18 protein-coding genes and 1 tRNA gene are annotated in these 20,439 nt (G+C 70.7%); 6 read left to right on the top strand and 13 right to left on the bottom strand.

Annotation, left to right across the window (positions count from 1 at the left end; genetic code table 11):
- Positions 1-19 precede the first annotated feature (19 nt).
- From IEX69_RS20775 to IEX69_RS01910, 3 genes are all read right to left on the bottom strand, one after another.
- On the bottom strand, positions 20-967 hold the full coding sequence (locus tag IEX69_RS20775) for an FKBP-type peptidyl-prolyl cis-trans isomerase (RefSeq protein ID WP_229756206.1): 948 nt from the start codon (positions 965-967) through the stop codon (positions 20-22).
- Between the two features lie 68 nt (positions 968-1,035).
- On the bottom strand, positions 1,036-2,082 hold the full coding sequence (locus tag IEX69_RS01905) for a tRNA (adenine-N1)-methyltransferase (RefSeq protein ID WP_085019450.1): 1,047 nt from the start codon (positions 2,080-2,082) through the stop codon (positions 1,036-1,038).
- Positions 2,079-2,807: an HAD family hydrolase gene (locus IEX69_RS01910; RefSeq protein ID WP_085019451.1), complete on the bottom strand. Its 729-nt coding sequence runs from the start codon at positions 2,805-2,807 to the stop codon at positions 2,079-2,081. Before IEX69_RS01910 ends, IEX69_RS01905 begins: the two co-directional genes overlap by 4 nt.
- Positions 2,808-2,919: 112 nt before the next feature.
- Here IEX69_RS01910 and IEX69_RS01915 point away from each other — a divergent pair, with 112 nt between their 5' ends.
- Positions 2,920-3,813: a proteasome assembly chaperone family protein gene (locus IEX69_RS01915; RefSeq protein ID WP_085019452.1), complete on the top strand. Its 894-nt coding sequence runs from the start codon at positions 2,920-2,922 to the stop codon at positions 3,811-3,813.
- Between the two features lie 99 nt (positions 3,814-3,912).
- Here IEX69_RS01915 and mshC read toward each other — a convergent pair whose 3' ends face one another.
- Genes mshC through IEX69_RS01930 form a run of 3 tightly spaced genes read right to left on the bottom strand, consistent with a single transcriptional unit; the run spans position 3,913 to position 7,466 of the window.
- Positions 3,913-5,208, bottom strand: a complete 1,296-nt coding sequence (mshC, locus tag IEX69_RS01920; protein WP_085019453.1) for a cysteine--1-D-myo-inosityl 2-amino-2-deoxy-alpha-D-glucopyranoside ligase — start codon at positions 5,206-5,208, stop codon at positions 3,913-3,915.
- A gap of 35 nt (positions 5,209-5,243) precedes the next feature.
- Positions 5,244-6,098 (bottom strand): undecaprenyl-diphosphate phosphatase, encoded by an 855-nt coding sequence (locus tag IEX69_RS01925; protein ID WP_085019454.1) that lies wholly within the window; start codon positions 6,096-6,098, stop codon positions 5,244-5,246.
- A gap of 57 nt (positions 6,099-6,155) precedes the next feature.
- Positions 6,156-7,466, bottom strand: coding sequence for a M20/M25/M40 family metallo-hydrolase (locus IEX69_RS01930; protein ID WP_085019455.1), 1,311 nt, complete (start codon positions 7,464-7,466; stop codon positions 6,156-6,158).
- A 94-nt stretch (positions 7,467-7,560) separates the two neighbouring features.
- Between IEX69_RS01930 and IEX69_RS01935 the strand changes: the two genes are divergently transcribed.
- Together IEX69_RS01935 and IEX69_RS01940 are read left to right on the top strand one after the other, a co-directional pair.
- A tRNA-Leu gene (locus tag IEX69_RS01935) sits at positions 7,561-7,645 on the top strand.
- Between the two features lie 136 nt (positions 7,646-7,781).
- Positions 7,782-8,303 (top strand): DUF1269 domain-containing protein, encoded by a 522-nt coding sequence (locus tag IEX69_RS01940; RefSeq protein ID WP_085019456.1) that lies wholly within the window; start codon positions 7,782-7,784, stop codon positions 8,301-8,303.
- Between the two features lie 106 nt (positions 8,304-8,409).
- On the opposite strand, the gene IEX69_RS01945 is transcribed toward IEX69_RS01940, so the two are convergent.
- A complete protein-coding gene (locus IEX69_RS01945) occupies positions 8,410-9,891 on the bottom strand; it encodes a peptide MFS transporter (RefSeq protein WP_085019457.1) in 1,482 nt (493 codons plus the stop codon).
- A gap of 93 nt (positions 9,892-9,984) precedes the next feature.
- Positions 9,985-11,820, bottom strand: a complete 1,836-nt coding sequence (locus IEX69_RS01950) for a DEAD/DEAH box helicase (RefSeq protein WP_085019458.1) — start codon at positions 11,818-11,820, stop codon at positions 9,985-9,987.
- 219 nt (positions 11,821-12,039) lie between these two features.
- Between IEX69_RS01950 and IEX69_RS01955 the strand changes: the two genes are divergently transcribed.
- The gene (locus tag IEX69_RS01955) at positions 12,040-12,843 is read left to right on the top strand and encodes an SGNH/GDSL hydrolase family protein (protein ID WP_085019459.1); all 804 of its coding nucleotides are present in this window, start codon (positions 12,040-12,042) and stop codon (positions 12,841-12,843) included.
- A 10-nt stretch (positions 12,844-12,853) separates the two neighbouring features.
- Here IEX69_RS01955 and IEX69_RS01960 read toward each other — a convergent pair whose 3' ends face one another.
- From IEX69_RS01960 to IEX69_RS01970, 3 genes are all read right to left on the bottom strand, one after another.
- A complete protein-coding gene (locus IEX69_RS01960; protein ID WP_085019460.1) occupies positions 12,854-14,113 on the bottom strand; it encodes a D-alanyl-D-alanine carboxypeptidase family protein in 1,260 nt (419 codons plus the stop codon).
- A gap of 21 nt (positions 14,114-14,134) precedes the next feature.
- Positions 14,135-15,679 carry an APC family permease gene (locus IEX69_RS01965; protein WP_229756207.1) on the bottom strand — a complete coding sequence of 515 codons (1,545 nt, stop codon included), beginning with the start codon at positions 15,677-15,679 and terminating at the stop codon, positions 14,135-14,137.
- Between the two features lie 113 nt (positions 15,680-15,792).
- Complete coding sequence (locus tag IEX69_RS01970; RefSeq protein ID WP_085019462.1) at positions 15,793-16,611, bottom strand: TrmH family RNA methyltransferase; 819 nt, start codon at positions 16,609-16,611, stop codon at positions 15,793-15,795.
- A gap of 190 nt (positions 16,612-16,801) precedes the next feature.
- Here IEX69_RS01970 and IEX69_RS01975 point away from each other — a divergent pair, with 190 nt between their 5' ends.
- Positions 16,802-17,650 carry a Sir2 family NAD-dependent protein deacetylase gene (locus IEX69_RS01975; RefSeq protein ID WP_085019463.1) on the top strand — a complete coding sequence of 283 codons (849 nt, stop codon included), beginning with the start codon at positions 16,802-16,804 and terminating at the stop codon, positions 17,648-17,650.
- Positions 17,651-17,710: 60 nt separating this feature from the next.
- Complete coding sequence (locus IEX69_RS01980; RefSeq protein WP_085019464.1) at positions 17,711-18,337, top strand: histidine phosphatase family protein; 627 nt, start codon at positions 17,711-17,713, stop codon at positions 18,335-18,337.
- On the opposite strand, the gene IEX69_RS01985 is transcribed toward IEX69_RS01980, so the two are convergent.
- Together IEX69_RS01985 and IEX69_RS01990 are read right to left on the bottom strand one after the other, a co-directional pair.
- The gene (locus IEX69_RS01985) at positions 18,264-19,355 is read right to left on the bottom strand and encodes a glycosyltransferase family 4 protein (RefSeq protein WP_085019465.1); all 1,092 of its coding nucleotides are present in this window, start codon (positions 19,353-19,355) and stop codon (positions 18,264-18,266) included. The two genes, IEX69_RS01980 and IEX69_RS01985, sit on opposite strands and share 74 nt — an antisense overlap.
- Positions 19,352-20,326, bottom strand: a complete 975-nt coding sequence (locus IEX69_RS01990; RefSeq protein ID WP_085021431.1) for an alpha/beta fold hydrolase — start codon at positions 20,324-20,326, stop codon at positions 19,352-19,354. The genes IEX69_RS01985 and IEX69_RS01990 overlap by 4 nt, the downstream gene beginning before the upstream one ends.
- Positions 20,327-20,439: the final 113 nt, after the last annotated feature.

Raw genomic sequence — 20,439 nt, forward strand, 5'->3', positions numbered from 1 at the left:
AAGTCTATTCGCCGCAGGTCTAGCGCTGCTGCTGGATCTGCAGACCGGCGGGCAGGATGCCGAGGATGTCGATGACGTACACGCTGGCCGCCTGCGAAGCGTTGGCCGACGAGGACGCTGCGTCTGCCGGGACGACGGCGATGATCTCGTCGCCGACGTTCGCTCCCACCATCGCATCGGAGATCTTCTCGACGCCGGAGATGGAGGGGTCGTCGTTCGACTTCGCGGAGAGGGCCTGAGTGCTGCCCTTCTCCCACGTCGAGGCTGCGACCTTCTTCGTGTCCATGTTCACGGAGGTGAACTGGACCAGCAGGGTGTCGCCGTCCTGGACCTCGGGGCCGTCGCCCTTCTTCAGTGCAGTGGACCGGAAGGTCGTCTCATCGGTGCCGCTGACCACCGTGATGCCCGGTCGGCCGGTGTCGTCGTGCACCACGCTCGGGAAGCCCGCGACGGCCGGGACATCGCCGCCGGACGCAGCACGCGGGTAGGTCGCGTCGACGTCGACGACCAGGACGAACGCCGGCGTCTGAGCGTCGCTGTCGGCAGGGAGCGTGAGAGCCACGCGGGATCCCGCGTTGACGCAGGCCAGCGCGGAGTCGAGGCCGGGTGCCGGCGCGCCCTGCTGCGTGAGCGTCCATAGCTGCTGGGCGCCCTCTTGGTACGACGTCCCGGCGACCTGCTCGCCCGTCTCGGCGTTGTAGACGGAGTAGTCGACGAGGACCGTCCCGCCCTCGCCGGTCTGGGGGCCGTCGCCCTGCGTGAGGATCGTGCGCTGCACATCCGTGGAGTCCAGGGGCGTCCCGAAGGTGACCGTGGGAGCCTTCCCGAAGTCGCCCGTCACGTCGATGCCCTCGCTGGCGGGACCGGAGGTCGCCGCGCCCGTGCAGTCGGGCGTCGAGGGCGAGCTGCAGGCCGCGAGGCCGACGAGCAGGCCCGCTGACAGGACAAGCGCGAGGGACTTGCGCACGGATCCTCTTTCCTAGGGACGAGCAGGGGCGTCGAGCGGTCGGCCGCAGGCGGTCGCTCCGAGCGGACCTAGCCTAGTGCACCGCCGCTGGGCGCTTCATCGGCGTCGGATGCGGCCGGATCGACGGCGTCGGCCTCCCGCGCCTCGCGGTCGAGCGCGGCCTGCGCCGTCGCATTCGCCTCGCGGACGCGCTTCCGCAGAGCCTTCGGGCTGGCGGAGCGCTCGCCGAGCGCGCCCGGCGTCCAGGCCTCCACGTCCTCGTCGGTGTACTCCGACTTGGAGGCTCGCCGCTTGAGCTCGGGGAGCACGGCTCCCCGCGCGAGACGGCGCGCGGTCACCAGGAAGCCGGTGTGGCCGATCATCCGGTGGTCGGGCCGGACCGCGAGGCCCTCGACGTGCCAAGTGCGGACCATGGTCTCGGAGGGCTGCGGAGTGGTGAAGTTCCCGCTGTCGCGCATCGCCTCCACCACGCGGGAGAGCTGCGTCACCGTGGCGACGTAGCAGAGCAGCACTCCCCCGGGCTTCAGCGCGGCCGACACCGCGTCGATGCACTCCCACGGGGCAAGCATGTCGAGCACCACCCGGTCGACGGATGCCTCTCCGTGCACCTCGGGCAGCGCCTCGACGAGATCGCCGACCGTGACCGTCCAGTTCTCCGGGGTCTCGCCGAAGTAGGAGGTGACGTTGGCGGTCGCGACGTCGGCGAACTCGTCGCGGCGCTCGAAGCTCGACAGGCGGCCGGTCGGGCCGATGGCGCGCAGCAGCCAGAGCGAGAGCGCGCCGGAGCCGACGCCGGCCTCCACCACGGTGGCGCCCGGGAAGACGTCCGTCAGCTGCAGGATCTGCGCCGCATCCTTCGGGTAGACGATCGCCGCGCCGCGCGGCATCGACATCACGAAGTCGTTGAGGAGCGGACGGAGCGCCAGGTACTCGACGCCGACGGTGTTCGTGACGACGCTGCCGTCGGGCAGGCCGATCAGCGAGTCGTGCTCGATGGCGCCGCGGTGCGTGTGGAAGACCTTGCCCGCCGACAGCGTGATGCTGTTGAGCTTGCCCTTCGGGCCGGTCAGCTGCACTCGGTCGCCCTCACGGAAGGGTCCGCTGTACACGGTCACGGGGTCTCCTCGACGATCGGGGTGGGTGCATCGGTCCGGGTGCGGGGATCCGCTCCCCGAGCCGCGCGATGCTCGGCCAGCACGTCGGCGAGGTCGTCGACGGTGCGGCCGGCCAGGGTGGTCCAGATCGCGGTCGCTCCGGTGTCGTCGAGGTTCAGCATGTGCTGCACGCCGACGGTCGCGGCGCCCGCGGCGACGGCCGACGTCACGCCGGCCACCGAGTCCTCGATGGCCACGCAGTCGGCCGCGTCGACGCCGAGCGCCCTCGCCGCGGCGAGATACGGCTCCGGATGCGGCTTCGAGTGCTCGACCTCGTCGCCGGAGACCACCAGGTCGAACGCCTCGAACGGGATGCTGTCGGCGACCTCGCGGGCCATGCGGCCGATCGACATCGTCACGAGCGCGGTGCGCACGCCGCGGTCGCGCAGCTCCCGGAGCAGCTCGACCGCGCCGGGCCGCCACGGCACCTCGGAGCGGATGTGGTCGATCACCCCGTCGGTGGCCGCCTGGATGATCTCCTCCTGCGGGAGGTCGACGCCGAACTCCTGCAGGAGCCTCGCGCTGTGGTCCATGCCCTGGCCGATGAGCGTCTTCGCCGCCTCGGCGGTCCACACCCCGCCATGGGCCTTCACCATCTCGCCCTGGACGCTCATCCAGTAGGGCTCGGTGTCGACGATCGTGCCGTCCATGTCCCAGAGGACGGCGGCGGGAAGGGGTGCGGTCACGGGCCACGAGTCTAGCGGGCGAGGTTCCGCATCCCCGGTGACGGCCTATCCTTGGATGACGGCGCCCCGCATCCGCTAGACGACGGGATCGCGCCGACGACGGAAGAGGTTCATCACGGCTACTGACAAGACCTTCCTTCGGGGCAGGATCCTGCTGGTCGCGTTCGAGGGATGGAACGATGCCGGCGAGGCGGCCACGGGTGCGGTGCGCGTGCTGAAGGACCAGCTCGACCTGCTCCCCATCTTCGAGGTCGACCCCGAGGACTACTTCGACTTCCAGTTCAACCGTCCCACCGTCACCGCCGACGACGAGGGCAAGCGCGGACTGGTCTGGCCCGGCGCGGTGCTCTACGGCCCGCGCGACGCCCGCTCCACCTCGTCCGACGGGGTGTACCTGCTGCTCGGGACCGAGCCCTCGCGCAGCTGGAAGCGGTTCACCCGGGAGATCATCGCGACCGTCCTCACCGAGGAGATCGAGAGCGTGGTGTTCCTCGGGGCGATGCTCGCCGACGTGCCGCACACCCGCCCCATCTCGGTGTTCGCGTCGAGCGAGAACCCGATCGTGCGCACCGAGCTCGAGATCGAGCGCTCCAGCTACGAGGGTCCCGTGGGCATCCTCAGCGTGCTCGCCGAGGCGGCCGAGACGGTGGGCGTCCCGACGATCTCCGTGTGGGCGTCCGTTCCCCACTACGTTCACAACGCTCCGTCCCCCAAGGCGACGCTCGCGCTCATCGACAAGGTCGAGGAGCTGACCGGGCTCGACTTCGACCGCGGCGAGCTCGCCGACGAGTCGAGCGCCTGGGAGTCGGGCATCGACGCCCTCGCCGGCGAGGACGACGACATGGCCGCGTACATCCAGCAGCTCGAGCAGGCGCGCGACACGGTCGACTCGCCCGAGGCGAGCGGCGAGGCCATCGCCCAGGAGTTCGAGCGCTACCTCCGTCGCCGCGGCGACGCTCGGGGTGAGGGTCGCGCCGGCGGCGACGAGCCCTGGCGCCGCGACTAGCGGTACTGATCTCCCCGTTTCGCCACACTGAGGTGGTTTCGCCACGTCGATCGGTATGGCGAAACCACCTTGGTATGGCGAAACCCGCCGAAAGGGAGGCTAGAGGCGGATGCCCAGGAGGGCGTCGAGGACCTCCGCGGCGAGGGCGCGGGCGCGCGGGGTGCGCGGCACGGAGAACCACGCGTCGAACTCCGCGAGGGCGGACGGGGTGTCGAGGTCGTCGCGCAGGTGCGTCCGCACCCGGGAGCGGAGCACCGCGGCGTCGGCCTCGTCGGTGTCCTCCGCCACGACGCCGCTGAGCGCGTCGTCGACGATCGTCGGAGCCGTGCGCCAGCGCGCGAGGCGCTCTGCGGCGACGGCCTCGTCGCCGTCGAACCACTCCCAGTCGTCGCGGTAGTGGTGCGAGAGCACGGCGAGGCGGATGGCGGAGGCCTCGACGCCCTCCGCGCGCAGCCGCGAGACCAGCACGAGGTTCCCGAGCGACTTGCTCATCTTCTCGCCCTGGTAGGCGACCAGCCCGCCGTGGGCGTTGATCTCCGCGAAGCGTCCCCCGGCGATCCCGGTGGCATGGGCGGCGCTGAACTCGTGGTGCGGGAAGACGAGGTCTCCCCCGCCGCCCTGCACGGAGAGCGGATGCGCGAGCGAGTCGAGCGCGATGACCGCGCACTCGATGTGCCAGCCGGGACGACCGCGGCCGACCACGGAGTCCCAGGACGGCTCGTCGGCTCGCGCGGCCCGCCAGAGCAGCGGGTCGAGAGGGTCGCGCTTGCCCGGACGGTCGGGGTCGCCGCCGCGCTGCCGCGACAGCGTCTCCATCTCGGGTCGTTCGAGGTCGCTCTCCGACCCCAGCGTCCATCCGGTCGTGGTCTCGGCGGCGGCGATGTCGAAGTAGAGGTCCTCGGCGCCGGGAACCTCCGCGTCGGGCGTCGGCACCGCATAGGCGAGCCCCCGGTCGCGCAGGGTGGCCACGCCCGCCGCGATCTCGTCGATCCGCTCCGTGACGGCGACGTACGAGTCCGGGGGGATCACCCGCAGCGCCGCCATGTCGGTGCGGAACAGCTCGACCTGCTCGGCGGCCAGCTCGCGCCAGTCCACCTCGGTCGCCGCAGCGCGCTCGAGCAGCGGGTCGTCGACGTCGGTGATGTTCTGCGTGTACCGCACCTCGAGTCCGGCGTCGATCCAGGTGCGGACGAGGGTATCGAACGCGAGGTAGGTGGTCGCGTGTCCGATGTGGGTGGCGTCGTAGGGCGTGATGCCGCAGACGTAGAGGTCGGCGCGACCGTCGCGACCGGGCGCCTCGACGAGCCCCCGGGTCGCGTCGTCGTGCAGGTGCACGACCGACTCGGCGTCGGATGCGGGCAGCTTCGGGATCTCGGGTCGCGACCAGGAACGCACCGGATCAGCCTAGCCGCGCTGGGAGGCGGCGGCCGTCACGCCCGGATGAGCCCGAGCCCGAGGAGGACGAAGAGGAGCAGGCCGAGCACGATGCGGTAGATCACGAAGGGCAGGAAGCTGCGCTTGGAGATGTAGCTCATGAAGAACGCGATCACGACGAAGCCCACGACGAACGCGATCAGCGTCGCCACGGCGGTCTCGACCGGGCCGAACACCTCCGGGACGCACCCGGTCGAGGGATCGACGCACGCGTCGGTGAGGCCCTTGTAGAGCTGGTAGAAGCCGCTGAGGAACACGGCGGGGATCGCGAGCAGGAACGCGTAGCGCGCTGCGGCGCGGCGCTCGTAGCCCAGGAAGAGACCGGCCGTGATCGTGCCGCCGGAGCGGGAGACGCCGGGGATGAGCGCGAGCGACTGCGCCCCGCCGTAGATCAGCGAGTCGCCCACGTTCAGATCGCGGAGACGGCGCTTCTTGGCGCCCACCGCATCCGCCACGCCGAGGAGGATGCCGAAGACGATGAGCATCGTGGCGACCACCCAGAGCGAGCGGAAGACCGTCTCGATCTGGTCCTGGAAGAGCAGGCCGAGCACACCGATCGGCACGCTGCCGATGATGATGAACCAGCCGAGCTTCGCGTTCGGGTCGTTTCGCGGGATGCGTCCGAACAGGGACTTGAACCAGTTGCCGATGATGCGGGTGACGTCGCGCCAGAAGTAGATCAGCACGGCCGTCTCGGTGCCCAGCTGCGTGATCGCCGTGAACCGCGCGCCGGGGTCGGCCCCCGTGCCCAGGAACTCGCCGACGATGCGCAGGTGCGCGCTCGAGGAGACGGGGAGGAACTCGGTCAGACCCTGGACGAATCCGAGGATGACGGCGTTGAGAAGGTCCATGGCTCCCTAGGTGCCGGGCCGGCGCGGAGCGGGCCGGCGGAGAGGGGCGGGGCGCGATCAGTAGCGCAGGAGGAGGTCCGTCAGGACGTCCGTGCCAAACACTAGCGCGTCGAGGGGCACGCGCTCGTCCACGCCGTGGAACATCGCAGGGAAGTCCATGTCGGCCGGGAGGCGCAGCGGCGCGAACCCGAACCCGCGGATCCCCAGCTCGGACAGCGCCTTGTTGTCGGTGCCGCCGGAGAGCAGGTACGGCAGCACCTCCGCGCCCGGGTCGTGCCGCTGGAGGCTCGCCACCATCGCGTCGACGAGCGGACCGTCGAAGGTCGTCTCCAGGCCGATGTCGCGGTGGGAGACCACGATCTCGACGTCGTCGCCGATCAGCTCGCGGATGCGGGCGAGCACCTCGTCCTCGTGGCCCGGCAGCACTCGCACGTCGATCATGGCCTCGGCGCGGTCGGGGATCACGTTGTGCTTGTAGCCGGCGGTGAGGCCGGTGGGGTTGGTGGTCGTGCGCAGCGTGGCGGAGATGAAGCGGGATGCGGTGCCCGTGGCGATGGCCACCGCCTCAGGACCCGCGGCCTGGAGGTCCTCGCCGAGGAGCTCGGCGACACGCTCGAGCAGCTGCTGGGTGGTGGCCGTGAGGTGGAGCGGCCACTCCTGCTCCCCCAGTGTCGCGACGGCGCGGGCGAGTCGCGTGACCGCGTTCTCGCGGTTGATCTGGGAGCCGTGGCCGGCCGTGCCGCGCGCGACGAGCTTCAGCCAGAGCAGCGCCTTCTCGCCCGTCTGCACGAGGTAGGCGCGCTGCCCGCGCAGGTCGACGGAGTACCCGCCCACCTCGCTGATCGCCTCGGTCGCGCCCGCGAACAGCTCCGGGTGCTCGTCGACCAGGAAGTGCGAGCCGAACACGCCGCCGTTCTCCTCGTCGGCGAAGAACGCCACGACGAGGTCGCGCTCGGGCTGCCGGCCCGACGAGAGGATGCGGTCGAGCGAGGCGACGATCATCGCATCCATGTTCTTCATGTCGACCGCGCCACGGCCCCAGAGCATGCCGTCGCGCACGACCCCGCCGAACGGATCGACGGACCAGTCCTCCGCCATCGCGGGCACCACGTCGGTGTGCCCGTGCACCACGAGGGCGGGCTTCGAGGAGTCGCGGCCCGGCACGCGGGTGACGATGCTCGTGCGCTCGGGGGCGGCGTCGAACGACTGCACGGTCAGCCCCAGCCTTTCGAGGTGCGCGGCCAGGTACTCGGCCGCGGGGGTCTCTCCGTTCGACCGCCCCTCGCCGTAGTTGGAGGTGTCGAAGCGGATGAGATCCCGGGCGATCCGTGCGGTCGGCTCGAGGAGGTCGTCGGCGGGCTCGGTCATGCGTCCACGCTACTGCGGGATGTGGTCGGAACCCCGCTCCGAGTCGTGCTATCGTCTATTCCTGGCCGGGAGAGATCCCCGGCCGGCGACACTCGTCCGGGTGGCGGAAATGGCAGACGCGCTAGCTTGAGGTGCTAGTGCCCGTATAGGGCGTGGGGGTTCAAGTCCCCCCTCGGACACACACGAAGGGGCTCGACCAGGCGGTCGGGCCTCTTCTCTTTCCTCCGGAGTCTTTCGACCTTCTTTCCGTCTGTCTGCGGGCGCTATCCTCTCGTCCGATGGGGTTGTCCCATCGCAGAGCAGAGGGGACGGCACATGGCCGATCTGATTGTCATCGCGTTCGACACCGAGAACGACGCCGAGGGTGCGTACGAGAAGGTCCAGGAGCTCCAGGGCGACCTCATCGTCGAGCTCGCGGGCCTGGCGCTGGTCAAGGTCGACCAGGAGGGCAAGACGCACGTCTCATACCCCGGTGGTGTGGGCAACGTGGGTCTCGGCGCCGCCGGCGGGGCGCTGTTCGGCGCACTCATCGGCATCATCTTCTTCGTGCCGTTCATCGGCCTCGTCTTCGGCGGCCTCTTCGGCGCGCTGTTCGCGGGCCTGGACCGCACGGGGCTGAACGCCGAGTTCCGCGCGCAGGTGAAGGACTCGGTCTCGGCGGGCAAGTCGGCCGTCGTGCTCTACGCGACGAAGCTGACCGAGGACAAGTTCGCGGCCGCGCTCGCGCCCTTCCACGGCACCGTCATCAAGACCTCCCTCTCGGCCGAGGACGAGAAGACGCTCATCCACGACCTCGGCGGCGCCGAGTCGGCGCCCGCCGCTCCCGCCCAGGCCTGAGCAGCGCCACGCCCCATGTCGCGGTGACGCGTCACCTCGACACCGGATCCCCGGAAGCCTCGCCCCTACGGCGGGGCTTCCGCCGTCTCGGTGTCGTGGTGACGGCCTACTTCACGCCGCTCATGAGCTTGCGGACCCACGGCGTGGCGATGATGAGCGCCACACCCACCGCGATGGCGACGATGCCCGAGATCCCGAAGTAGGGCACCTGGTCGCTCGGCGTCCCGGTGCCGTAGAACGTGGCGAGCTGCCCCGAGATGGCCGAGCCGAGGGCCACCGAGAGGTAGAACAGCGCGACCATCTGCGTCCGGAACGCCTGCGGCGCCAGCTTCGTCGAGAGCGACAGCCCGACCGGGGAGAGCAGCAGCTCGGCGATCGTGAACACCAGCAGGATGCCCGTGAGGGCCAGGAGCGGCGTCCCGCTCTGGCCGGCGTTCGCGAAGGGCAGGAAAAGCAGGAAGGCGACGCCCATGATGATGACGGCCGCACCGAACTTGTAGGGCGTGGCAGGCTGTCTGTCGCCGAGCCTCGTCCACAGGGCGGCGAAGACGCCGGACAGGATGATGATGAAGATCGGGTTGATCGACTGCACCCAGGCCGCGGGCACCTGGAACCCGAACACGTCGAGGTTCGTCAGGTCGTCGGCGTAGAACGGGATGACCGTGAACTGCTGCTGGTACAGCGACCAGAACGCCACCGAGGTCAGGAACATGGGGATGAACGAGAGCACCCGGCGGCGCTCGGTGCGGTCGGTGCGCGAGCTCGTGAGGATCACGACGAAGTACGCGAGGGCGGCCGCAGCCGTGACGACGACCACGGCGAGGGCGATCGTCGAGTCGTTGAGCACGCCCAGCAGCACGAGCGCGACCACGACGATGACCGCGACGACGACGGCGCCGAGCATCAGGAGCCTGCCGCGCAGGCCCAGCGGGTTGGGCACCTCGTGGGCCTTGTCGGGCAGGCTCCGGCGGCCGATGGCGTACTGGGTGAGCCCGATCGCCATGCCCAGGGCGGCCGCTCCGAAGGCGTAGTGGAATCCGAGGGACGTCTGCAGCGCGCCGGTCAGGATGGGGCCGAGGAAGGCGCCGAGGTTGATGCCGAGATAGAACAACGAGAAGCCGGCGTCGCGCTTCGGGTCCTTCTCGGCGTACAACGTGCCAACGATGGCGGTCGAGTTCGCCTTGATGCCCCCGGATCCCACGGCGACCAGCAGCAGGCCCACGATCACTCCGGAGAAGCCGGGCAGCACGGCGAGGGCGATGTGCCCGAGCATGACCACGATGGCGCTGAAGAAGAGCACCCGCTCCGACCCCAGGATGCGGTCGGCCAGCCACCCGCCGAGGACCGTGGCGAGGTAGACGGCTCCGCCGTAGGCGCCGAGGATGTTCGCTCCCGCGGTCTGAGGCAGGCCGAGCCCGCCCTCCGAGACGGAGTAGACGAGGTAGAACGCGAGGACCGCCTGCATCCCGTAGAAGGAGAACCGCTCCCACATCTCGACACCGAAGATGTGCACCAGCGACCAGGGCTGCCCGAAGAAGGTGCGTTCGCGTCGCGCGGGTGCGCCGGCGTCCGGCGTCGATGTCGTCATGGGTCTCATAGTGGCAGAGGACACGACGTCCGCCGGGATCCGGGACCGCCCCCGAATGGGGCGACACACCGGTCGTGAGTGGCGGCGCGACGCTCAGCTCGAGCGGGTGCCGCCGAGCCACTTCCGCACGGTCACGATGCGGGACTGCAGCTGCGTGACGCTGGCCTGCGCCACCGCCGGCCCGCCGCAGATGCGACGCAGCTCGGCATGGATCAGCCCGTGCGGCTCGCCCGACGTCTTCGACCACAGCCCGACCAGGCTGTTGAGCAGGCTCCGCTGCTCCTTCAGGTCGCGATAGAGCGGAGCCGGGACGGCGCCCTCGTGCCGGTCGTCCTGGGGCGGCAGCTCGCCCTCGACCCGGCGACCCTTCTGGCGCTTGGCCTGACGGGCGGCGCGGTGCTGGAGCAGCTCCTTCACCTGCTCGGGCTCGAGGAGCCCTGGGATGCCGATGAAGTCGAGCTCCTCCTCGCTGCCGACCATGGCCTCGAAGCCGTACTCGCCGCCCTCGTAGACCACGCGGTCGAAGGTCGCCTCGGAGCCCATCGGCTGGAACGAGAACTCCTCCGTGAGCGTCTCCGAGGCGCGGTCCTCGCGTTCCGCGGCCGCCATCATGGCGTCCTCCGGGTTGTAGAGGTCGCCCTCCTGCGAGCCGTCGTCCCGGCGGTCGAGCGCGTGGTCGCGCTGCAGCTCCATCGAGGAGGCGAGGGCCATGAGCGCCGGCACGTTCGGGAGGAAGACGGACGCGGTCTCCCCGCGGCGCCGGGCGCGCACGAAGCGCCCGATCGCCTGCGCGAAGAACAGCGGCGTCGAGGCGCTCGTGGCGTAGACGCCGACCGCGAGGCGCGGCACGTCGACGCCCTCCGACACCATGCGCACGGCCACCATCCACCGGCTCGTCCCGGCCGAGAACGTCTCGATGCGCTCCGACGCCTCGTCCTCGTCGGAGAGGACGACCGTGGGCATCTCCCCGGTGAGCCCGTGCAGGATCGCGGCATAGGCGCGGGCCGTGGTCTGGTCGGTCGCGATCACGAGGCCGCCCGCGTCCGGGACGTGCTGGCGCACCTCGCTGAGGCGACGATCGGCCGCGCCCAGCACCTGGGGGATCCACTCCCCCGCCGGGTCGAGCGCCGTGCGCCACGCCTGGGAGGTGATGTCCTTGGTGTTGCCCTCGCCGAGCCGCGCCTCCATCTCGTCGCCGACCTTGGTGCGCCAGCGCATGTGGCCGGCGTAGACCATGAAGAGCACCGGGCGCACCACGCCGTCGGCGAGGGCGCGGCCGTACCCGTAGTCGTAGTCGGTGCGCGAGACCCGGATGCCGTGCTCGTCGGGGAGGTAGTCGACGAACGGGATGGGCGCGGTGTCGGAGCGGAACGGCGTCCCGGTGAGGGAGAGCCGGCGCTTCGCGGGCTCGAACGCCTCCCGCACCGCGTCGCCCCAGCTGAGCGCGTCGCCGCCGTGGTGCACCTCGTCGAGGATCACGAGCGTGTCGGCCCCCTGGACCAGCTCGCGGTGGAGTGCCGCCCGGATGGCCACCTGCGCGTAGGTGATCGCGATGCCGTGGTAGTGCCGCGCGAAGCGCGACTCGCTGTTCTTGAAGAACGGGTTGAGCCGGATGCCGACCCGGCCCGCCGCATCCGCCCACTGCTTCTTGAGGTGCTCGGTGGGGGCGACGACGATGACGCGGTCGACCGTGCGGCGGTGGAGCAGCTCGGAGGCGAGCCGGAGGGCGAACGTGGTCTTTCCCGCGCCGGGGGTCGCGGCGGCCAGGAAGTCGCGCGGCTCCTTGTCGAAGTACGCGGTGAGCGCCTCCTCCTGCCAGGCCCGGAGCTTCCCCGCGGTGCCCCACGGAGCGCGAGCCGGGAAGCTCGGTGAGAGGTGTCCTGCTGCACTCGTCCCGGGAGCGGGTTCGAAGAGCGGCAGGTTCGTCACGACGTACGAGGTTACCCCGCCCCGACGACGCTCGAGGCATGCTGGTGCCGCCGCCGTGAGCCAACTCCGGAGATCCGGGGCGACACGCCGCTGAGAGTCCGGAGTCGGCTCGCGCGGCGCCGGAAGTCCGGAGTTGGCTCACGGGGAGAGGGGGCGCCGAGGATCGTCGCAGGGGGCGGGCGTAGGGTGGATGGGTTCCGAGGGAGGAGAGGGAGCAGCATGGCGGAGGATCAGGCGGCGACGCATCCGTGGCGGCGCTACGTGGCGCTCGGCGACTCGTTCACGGAGGGCATCGGCGACCCCGAGCCGCTGAGTCCGGGCGGACACCGCGGCTGGGCCGATCGTGTGGCCGAGGTCCTGGCCGAGAAGGCCGACGGCGAGTTCTCCTACGCCAACCTCGCGATCCGCGGCCGGCTGCTGCAGCAGATCGTCGACGAGCAGATCGACGTCGCGCTCGAGCTGAAGCCCGACCTCATCACCATCTCCGCAGGCGGCAACGACATCATCCGCCCCGGCACCGACCCCGACGACATCGCGGCCCGGTTCGAGGCGGGCATCCGCCGGCTCACCTCCGACGGGGCGACCGTCGTCATCTTCACGGGCATGGACACCGGGTGGTCGCCCGTGTTCCGTGGCATCCGCGGCAAGGTGGCCATCTACAACGAGAACCTCCGGGTGATCGCCGACCGGTACGGTCTGGTCGTCGCCGACCAGTGGGGCCTCAAGGAGATCCAGGACCCGCGGATGTGGTCGGAGGACCGCCTGCACCCCAACTCGCTCGGTCATCACGAGGTGGCACGGATGGTGCTCGCCGCCCTCAACGTGCCCAACGAGCTGCAGAGGGGCGAGCCGGAGCCGCTCCCGCTGCGCACCTGGCGTCAGGCGCGCGCCGAGGACCTCGTCTGGGCCCGTGTGCACCTCGTGCCCTGGGTGATCCGCCGGCTCACACACCGGTCGTCGGGAGACGGCATCACGCCGAAGCGACCCGTGCCCGAGCCGGTGTTCCGGGGCACCCCGGACTGAGGATCGAGCGTCAGCCGACCAGCGCGGCCGGATGCGTGAGGCGCCACCACAGGTCCGGCCCGTCGAGGTCGCCGGCGAGCTGCAGCGGGACGGTCAGCTCCTCGTCGCCTCCGAAGGAGAGCCCGCCGTCGAGCGTGTAGCGCGCCGTGCCGACCGTCTCCCCCGCGCTCCCCGTCGTGACGTCCTGGTCGAGCTCGGCGCTCCGGGTCGCGGTGACCTGCGACCAGACCGAGGCCGAGAGGCCCTCGCTCGTCACCACGTCGGATGACGCACCCCACTCCGTCGTGTACGTGCCCACGACCGAGCCCTGGTCGACGATGTCGAGCTGCTGGAACCCTGCCTCGGCACTCGAGAGCAGGGCGAGCACCGACGCGTACAGCGTGTCCTCATCCGGTGCGCCGAGGACGACGCCGATGAGGTCGCGGGTCTCGCCATCGGGTGCGGTGTACGGGGCGGAGAAGAGCAGGCAGCGCCCTGCCTCGTCGGTCGTGCCGGTCTTGATCCCGTTCACGCCGAGCTGGCCCAGCGCGCGGTTGGTGTTCTGGATCTCGCCGATCTGGGGCAGCACGTCGGTCGCGATGCCGACGATCTGAGCCAGCACCGGGTCGGCCATGACCAGGGCGCCGATGCGCAGGAGGTCGGACGTGCTGCTGCGGCTGCCGGGGTCGAGGCCGGACGAGTCGACGACGGCGGTGCTCGACAGCCCCTGCGCCGTGAGCCACGCGTCGGCGGCATCGAGATAGGCCGACACCGACCCGAACGCCCAGTTCACCAGGGTCACGCTGTAGTTGTTGGCCGACTCGAGGAGCATCACCTCGAGCACCTGCCGCTCGCTGAGCGTCTGCCCCGGGAAGACCGGGGCCCACGACCCCTCGACCGCAATGGTGTCGGCCAGGATCTGGGCGTCCGCCTGGGTGATCGCGATGTCCGGACCGTCCTGCCCGGGCGTGAGCGGATGCGCGTCGAGCACGACCAGGGCGGTGATGGTCTTCGTCACGCTGGCGATCGGCACGGAGGCGTCGTCGCCGCTGGAGCCCAGCACCTGGTCGGTCCCGGCGATCGAGATCGCGCTGCGCCCCGCGGCCGGCGTCGACAGCGTGGTCGCCACCGTGCTGGGCGCCGGGTCGGCGGACACCGTCAGCGCGGCGGCCGGGAGCGGAGCGAGGGCCACCGCGGGGACGTAGAGCCCGAGGACGACGAGCACCCCGAGGATGCTCCCGACGAGGATGCGCCGACGCCGGTAGACGGCGGGAGAGGCGGGGCGGGGCACCCGACGGAGTCTAGTGGAGCACTACATCAGCCCGCCGTCGACCGAGCGGACGAGGGGTACGTCCTCGTCGGGGACGAGGACGGCGGTGTCGCGGTTCAGGCTCTCGCCCCGGAAGAAGGGCTTGGCCCCGGGGAAGAAGAACCAGATCACCATGACGACCACGCCCAGCGCGAGCGAGCCGACGCCGATGACGAAGACGCCGCCGATGCCGAACAGCACCGTGCTGCCGTAGTCGGTGGCGAACATGTCGATCGCCGACTGCACGAACGCGGCCACGAGCATCACTCCGCCGAGGAACGGGAACAGGCCCTTCCAGATGAAGTTCCGGCCGCTCGTGAAGATCTCCTTCCGGAAGTACCAGATGCACGCGAAGCTCGTGATCGAGTAGTAGAACGCGATGGCCAGACCGATCGAGAGGATCGTGTCCTGCAGCACGCTGTCGCTGATGATCGTCATGCCCACGTAGAAGGCGATCGCGACCACGCTCATGAAGACGGTCGAGAACACGGGTGTCCCGAACTTCGGGTGCACACGACCGAAGCGCTCCGGCAGCGCGCGGTAGACCGCCATCGACAGGGTGCCGCGGGCGGTGGGCAGCATCGTGGTCTGCGTCGAGGAGATCGCCGAGACGGCCACCGCGATCACGAGCAGCCACGCCCACGGTCCGAAGAGGGCGTCCTTCAGGGCGAAGAACACGTCCTCCGCGTTGTCGGCGTTCATGAGACCGAGGCCCGTCTCGCCGAGACCGGCGTACGACATCGCCGCGACGGTGACGCCCACGTAGGTGATCAGCAGGATGACCGTCGACAGCAGAGCCGCACGGCCCGGGGTGCGCGTGGGGTCCTTCGTCTCCTCGTTGAGGGCGAGGCAGGTGTCCCAGCCCCAGTAGATGAAGAGGCAGAGCAGGATCGCCTCCGTGAAGCCGGAGAGCGACTCGAAGGCGAACGGGTTGAACCACGACGCCTCGGGCGGGCTCGATCCCTCGGGCGCCGTCCCCGCGATCACGTTCCAGAACGCGATGACCACGAACAGGATGAGAGCCAGGTACTGCACGGCGAGCAGCACGTTCTGCAGGCGCTCGCCGATCTGCAGTCCGCGCACGCTGATCACCGTCATCACCGCGATGAAGAGCGCGCCCGTGGCGGTGACGATCACCTCGTTCTCGTACAGGTCGGGGTTGCCGGTGAGCTGCCAGAGGTAGGAGCTGCCGATCTGGGCGAGGTTGGCCAGGACGATGATGCCCGCGACGGCGACCCCCCAGCCGGCCATCCAACCCACCCACGGGCCGAACGCCTTGGTGCCCCAGGTGAACGCGGTCCCGCAGTCGGGCACCGCGCGGTTGAGCTCGCGATAGGCCGACGCCGTGAGGAACATCGGGATGAACGCCAGAGCCATCGCGATCGGGGCCTGCGCGCCGACCGCGAGCACGACGAACCCCATGGTCGCGGCGAGCGAGTACACGGGTGCCGTCGAGGCCAGACCGATGACCGTCGAGCCGAACAGCCCGAGGCTCCCCGCCTTGAGGCCCTTGCCCTCCCCGGGGGCCGCGCCTGTCCCTGCCGTCACCTGACTCACGTGCGTCCTCCCTCGGATCGGTGAGGCGAGCATAGCGGCGGGGCGTCGGATGCGGGAGGCCTCTCCTGCGCTGGGCGCACAGTGCGCCCCCGGAAGGACCGTCCTCAGCGGGATCCGCGCGCGGTCGTCAGGGCGTACAGGGCCACCGCGCTCGCGGCGGCCACGTTGAGGGAGTCGACGCCGTGCAGCATCGGGATCTCCACCCGCACGTCGGCGGCCGACAGGGCGCGTCGGCTCAGCCCATCCCCCTCGGTGCCCATCACCACCGCCACCCGCTCCGGCGCCGCCGCGGCGAACGACGGCAGGGGCACGGCGTCCTCGGTGAGCGCGAGGGCCGCGATGGTGAAGCCCAGCTCGTGCAGCAGGGGTCCGGCCTCGCGCCACTCCCCGATGCGTGTCCAGGGCACCTGCAGCACCGTGCCCATGCTGACCCGGACGCTCCTCCGGTAGAGCGGATCGGCGCAGCGCGGCGAGATCAGCACCGCGTCGGCGCCGAGTCCCGCGGCGGACCGGAACGCCGCTCCGACGTTGGTGTGATCGACGATGTCCTCGAGCACGACGACCAGGCGGGCATCACGGAGCAGCTCGCGCGCATCCGGGAGCACCGGCCGGTGCATCGAGGCCAGGGCGCCCCGGTGCATCGAGAAGCCTGTGAGCTCGGTGAGCAGGGCGTCGTCGGCGACGAAGGCCGGCACGTCGGGGAAGCGCTCGATCACGCCCTGCAGGTCGGGCAGCCAGCGCTCCTGGAGCAGCAGGGCGCGCGGGACGTGACCGGCGGCGACGGCCCTCTCGATCACCTTCGACGACTCCGCCAGGTACAGCCCGCCCGCGGGCTCCAGCAGACGCCGCATCGCGACGTCGGTGAGACCGGCGAAGTCGGCGAGCTCGGGCCGGTCGAGCGAGTCGATGCGGAGGACGGGCATCCGACTAGTCTGCCAGTCGCCCTAGTCTTCCAGTCGCCCCAGTCTGCCAGTCGCTGCGTGGCCGCCCCTGCGCGGGTGCGTCCACGTCTGCGCACCCTGCAGACGTCACTCTGCCAGGGTCGCGTGACATTCCCGAAAACCAGCGGACCTAGAATCGTGGGGAGTGCAGGACTGCGATCGCGGAGGTGGCATGGAGCTGGTCGACGATCCGGCGGCGCCCGGGATCGACGTGCTCGTCGAGCAGGCCGTCGAGGTGCTGCGCGGAGCCCGCATCGCCGTGCTGACCGGCGCCGGCGTGAGCACCGACTCGGGCATCCCCGACTACCGCGGCGAGGGCGCGCCCAAGCGCAACCCGATGACGTTCGACCAGTTCCGGTCGAGCGAGTCGTTCCGGAAGCGCTACTGGGCCGGCAGCCACGTCGGCTGGCGGATGTTCGACGCCTCGGCGCCCAACCGCGGACACCGTGTGCTGGCCGAGCTCGAGGCCGACGGCATCGTCTCGGGCGTCGTCACCCAGAACGTCGACGGGCTCCATGCCCGGGCCGGGACGCGCCGGCTGGTCGACCTGCACGGGTCGGTCGATCGCGTGCGGTGCCTCCAGTGCGGCCAGATGTTCGCGCGTGTCGACATCGCCCACCGCATGGAAGAGGAGAACCCGGGGCTCGAACGGCCCGAGTTCGTGCGGCTCAACCCCGACGGCGATGCCGAGGTCGCCGACTTCGACTCCTTCCGCGTCCCGGCCTGCACCGTGTGCGGCGGGGTCCTCAAGCCCGACGTGGTGTTCTTCGGCGAGTTCGTCCCGGTCGAGAAGTTCGCCGAGGCCCGCGCGATGGTGGGCGCATCGGATGCGCTGCTCATCGCGGGCTCGTCCCTGGTCGTGAACTCGGGCATCCGTCTGCTGGAGCAGGCCCGACGACGGCGGCTCCCCATCGTCATCGTCAACCGGGGCGCCACCAAGGGCGATCGCCGTGCGGTGGTGAAGATCGACGCGGGCACCACCGAGACCCTCGAGGCGATCGCGACCGCGCTGCGCCCGTAGCCCGCGCCTCCGCGGCCCGCGTGCGTCCGCACGTCGCTCGCCTTTCGTAGACTGACGGAGATGACGACCTTCACCTTCGTGCGCCACGGCGAGACCGACTGGAACCTCCAGCGACGCATCCAGGGGGTGACCGACATCCCGCTCAACGACACCGGGCGCGCCCAGGCACGCGACACGGCGGAGGCGCTGGCGGTCCGGGAGTGGGACGGCATCGTCGCCAGCCCGCTCAGCCGGGCTCGCGAGACGGCGGAGATCATCGCGGCTCGCCTCGGGCTCGGCGACCTCGAGATCGAACCCGATCTGCGCGAGCGCGCGTACGGCGAGGTCGAGGGCCTCGACCACGACCAGATCGTCGCCCGCTTCCCCGATCCGCTCGAACCGGTTCCCGGCCGGGAGCGGCGATCGGCGGTCGTCGCTCGTGTGCTGCCGGCGCTCCAGCGCCTGGCCGAGGAGCACCCCGGAGAGTCGTGGATCGTGGTCAGCCACGGGGGCGTGATCGGATCGCTCGTGCGCTACATCACCGAGAAGGCGCTGCCTCAGCAGGGACAGCTCATCGCGAACGGGTCGGCGCACGACTTCGTCGTCGAGGACGGCTCGGTGTCGATGTCGGAGTTCAACGGCTCCGCGCTCGACGAGTCAGTTCGCCGGCGAGCCCCGCTATCGCTCGAGCTGACTCTGCCCAGCTGAACCGCTCGGCCTGCGCCCGCGACAGCGTGCTGCGACGACGCCACTCCGCCGGATCCTCCAGCGAGCGGATGCGTTCGGCGAACGCCGCCGGGTCGGTCGCCGGTGCGTAGAGCGCGGCCTCTCCCCCGATCTCCTCGAAGACCGGGATGTCGCTGACCACGACCGGGGTGCCGTACCCCATCGACTCCACCAGCGGGATCCCGAAGCCCTCGTCGAGCGAGGCCGTCACGAGAGCGGTGCTGCGGCGGAGGAGCTCGTGGTACTCCTCGTCGCTCACCCCGCGGTGGAACACGAGCCGGGCTCGCGGGGCGGCGTCGCGGAGCCGCTGCTCGTCGGCCGGTGTCGACCTGCTCAGCAGGTGCAGCGTGTACTCGGGCAGCAGCTCCGCGGTGCGGGCGAGCGTCTCGACGTTCTTGTAGGGCATGAACGAGCCCATGTAGACGATCGACCGCGCCCCGGCCTGGGCGTCGGGGTCGGTGGCGACGAGCGAGGGATCGGGCAGGTCGGCGGCGTTGCGGGCCACGACGACCGGCCGGCGGGTGAGGTCGTGCTGGGCGATGAGCCCCTCGGTGGTGTGCGACACCGTCACCACGGCGTCGCCGCCGTTCAGCAGCATCCGCTGCGGCCACCAGGCCTTGTGGTACAGCCGCCAGAGCACCCGGACGAAGCCCGGGAGGTCGTGCGGCGGCTCGGGGTTGGAGTAGTAGATGAGGTCGTGCACCGTGAGCGCCACCCGGTAGCGGCGGAAGGCCGTGCCCATCGTCTGCATCGGCGTGATCACGACGTCGGGCCGGAGCCGGTTCACCTGCAGCGCGACGAGGGGCTCGAGCACGCTCGTCGGCCCGGAGACCCGGCGCCAGCGGATCCCCGCCGGCAGCATCTCGAGCTGGCGCTCGTCGCTGATCAGCACCACGAGGTCGACGAGGTGCTGGAGCTCGCCCACCACCCCGGCCGTGTACCGGCTGATGCCGTCGTGTCGGCCGACGCGGACGTACCTGCAGTCGTAGACGACCCTCATGAGGTCGCGATGGCGCCGTCGTCGGCGGTGCTGTCGGTGCTGTCGATGCGCTCCGCGACCGTGCCGTCGTCGAGCCGGGCGAGGAACGAGCGGATCGCCCGCGCGGCCTCCACGGGACGCTCGTAGTGGATGAGGTGACCGACGCCGTGCAGCACGACGAGCTCGGCGTCCGGGATGGTCGCGGCCACGGCGTGCTCGGCCTCGATGGGCGTGATGTCGTCGCGATCGGCGGCGATCATGAGCGTGGGCACCGTGATCCGGTCGGCGTACTCGCTGACGTCGTGGCTCACGGAGGCGCGGAAGGCGTCGAGCACGACTGTCCGGTTCGCGAAGGCGCTGAAGTAGCGATCGTGCTGGTCGTGGATCCAGCGCCGCAGCGCCCTGTCCTTCGTCTTCGCCATCGTCTCGCTCATGACGCGCACGATGAGCGGGTTCGCCAGCAGGGCGAACCCCGCACGCTCGGGAAGGGCCGCCGCGATCTGGTAGTACACGATCGCACCGTGCGTCATGACCCCGCGCGGGCCCTTGAGGGCGGGGGCGGCGATGGGGTTGATGAGCACGGCGGCGTCGACGTCGAGTCCCTCCGCCAGCGCGGCCGACACCACGATCGAGCCGAACGAGTGCCCCACGATGACGAACCGGCGGTCGCGCCCCACCTCGTCCCGCATCCGCCCCGTCAGCTCGTGCAGCCACGCGACGTAGCCCGCGATGTCGTGCTCGCCCTCGAGGAGCGGTGTCGAGACGCCGAAGCCGGGCAGGTCGGGGCTGAGGATGCGCAGCCCCTCCAACTGCACCACCACCGGCTCGAGTCCGTGATGCTCGCCGCGGTAGCCGTGGACGATGAGGAGCACGGTGTCGCTGTCAGGGTCGCCGTACTCCCACAGGTGCGTCTCGCTGCCCCGGACGGTGAGGACACGTTCCGTCGCGGGCATGAGGGCGCTCCGGGCGGCATAGGGCGAGGGGATGGACATCGACACCAGCTTAGGGGCGCTCCCCAGCACGACCCTGGAAGGCGGCCGCTCGCTTCCGAAGCGTCCCCGTGCATCCGTTGCCGAAGCCGAGCACAGGGATATCGTGAAGATGG

The sequence above is a fragment of the Cnuibacter physcomitrellae genome, from assembly GCF_014640535.1.
Classification (GTDB): Bacteria; Actinomycetota; Actinomycetes; order Actinomycetales; family Microbacteriaceae; genus Cnuibacter; species Cnuibacter physcomitrellae.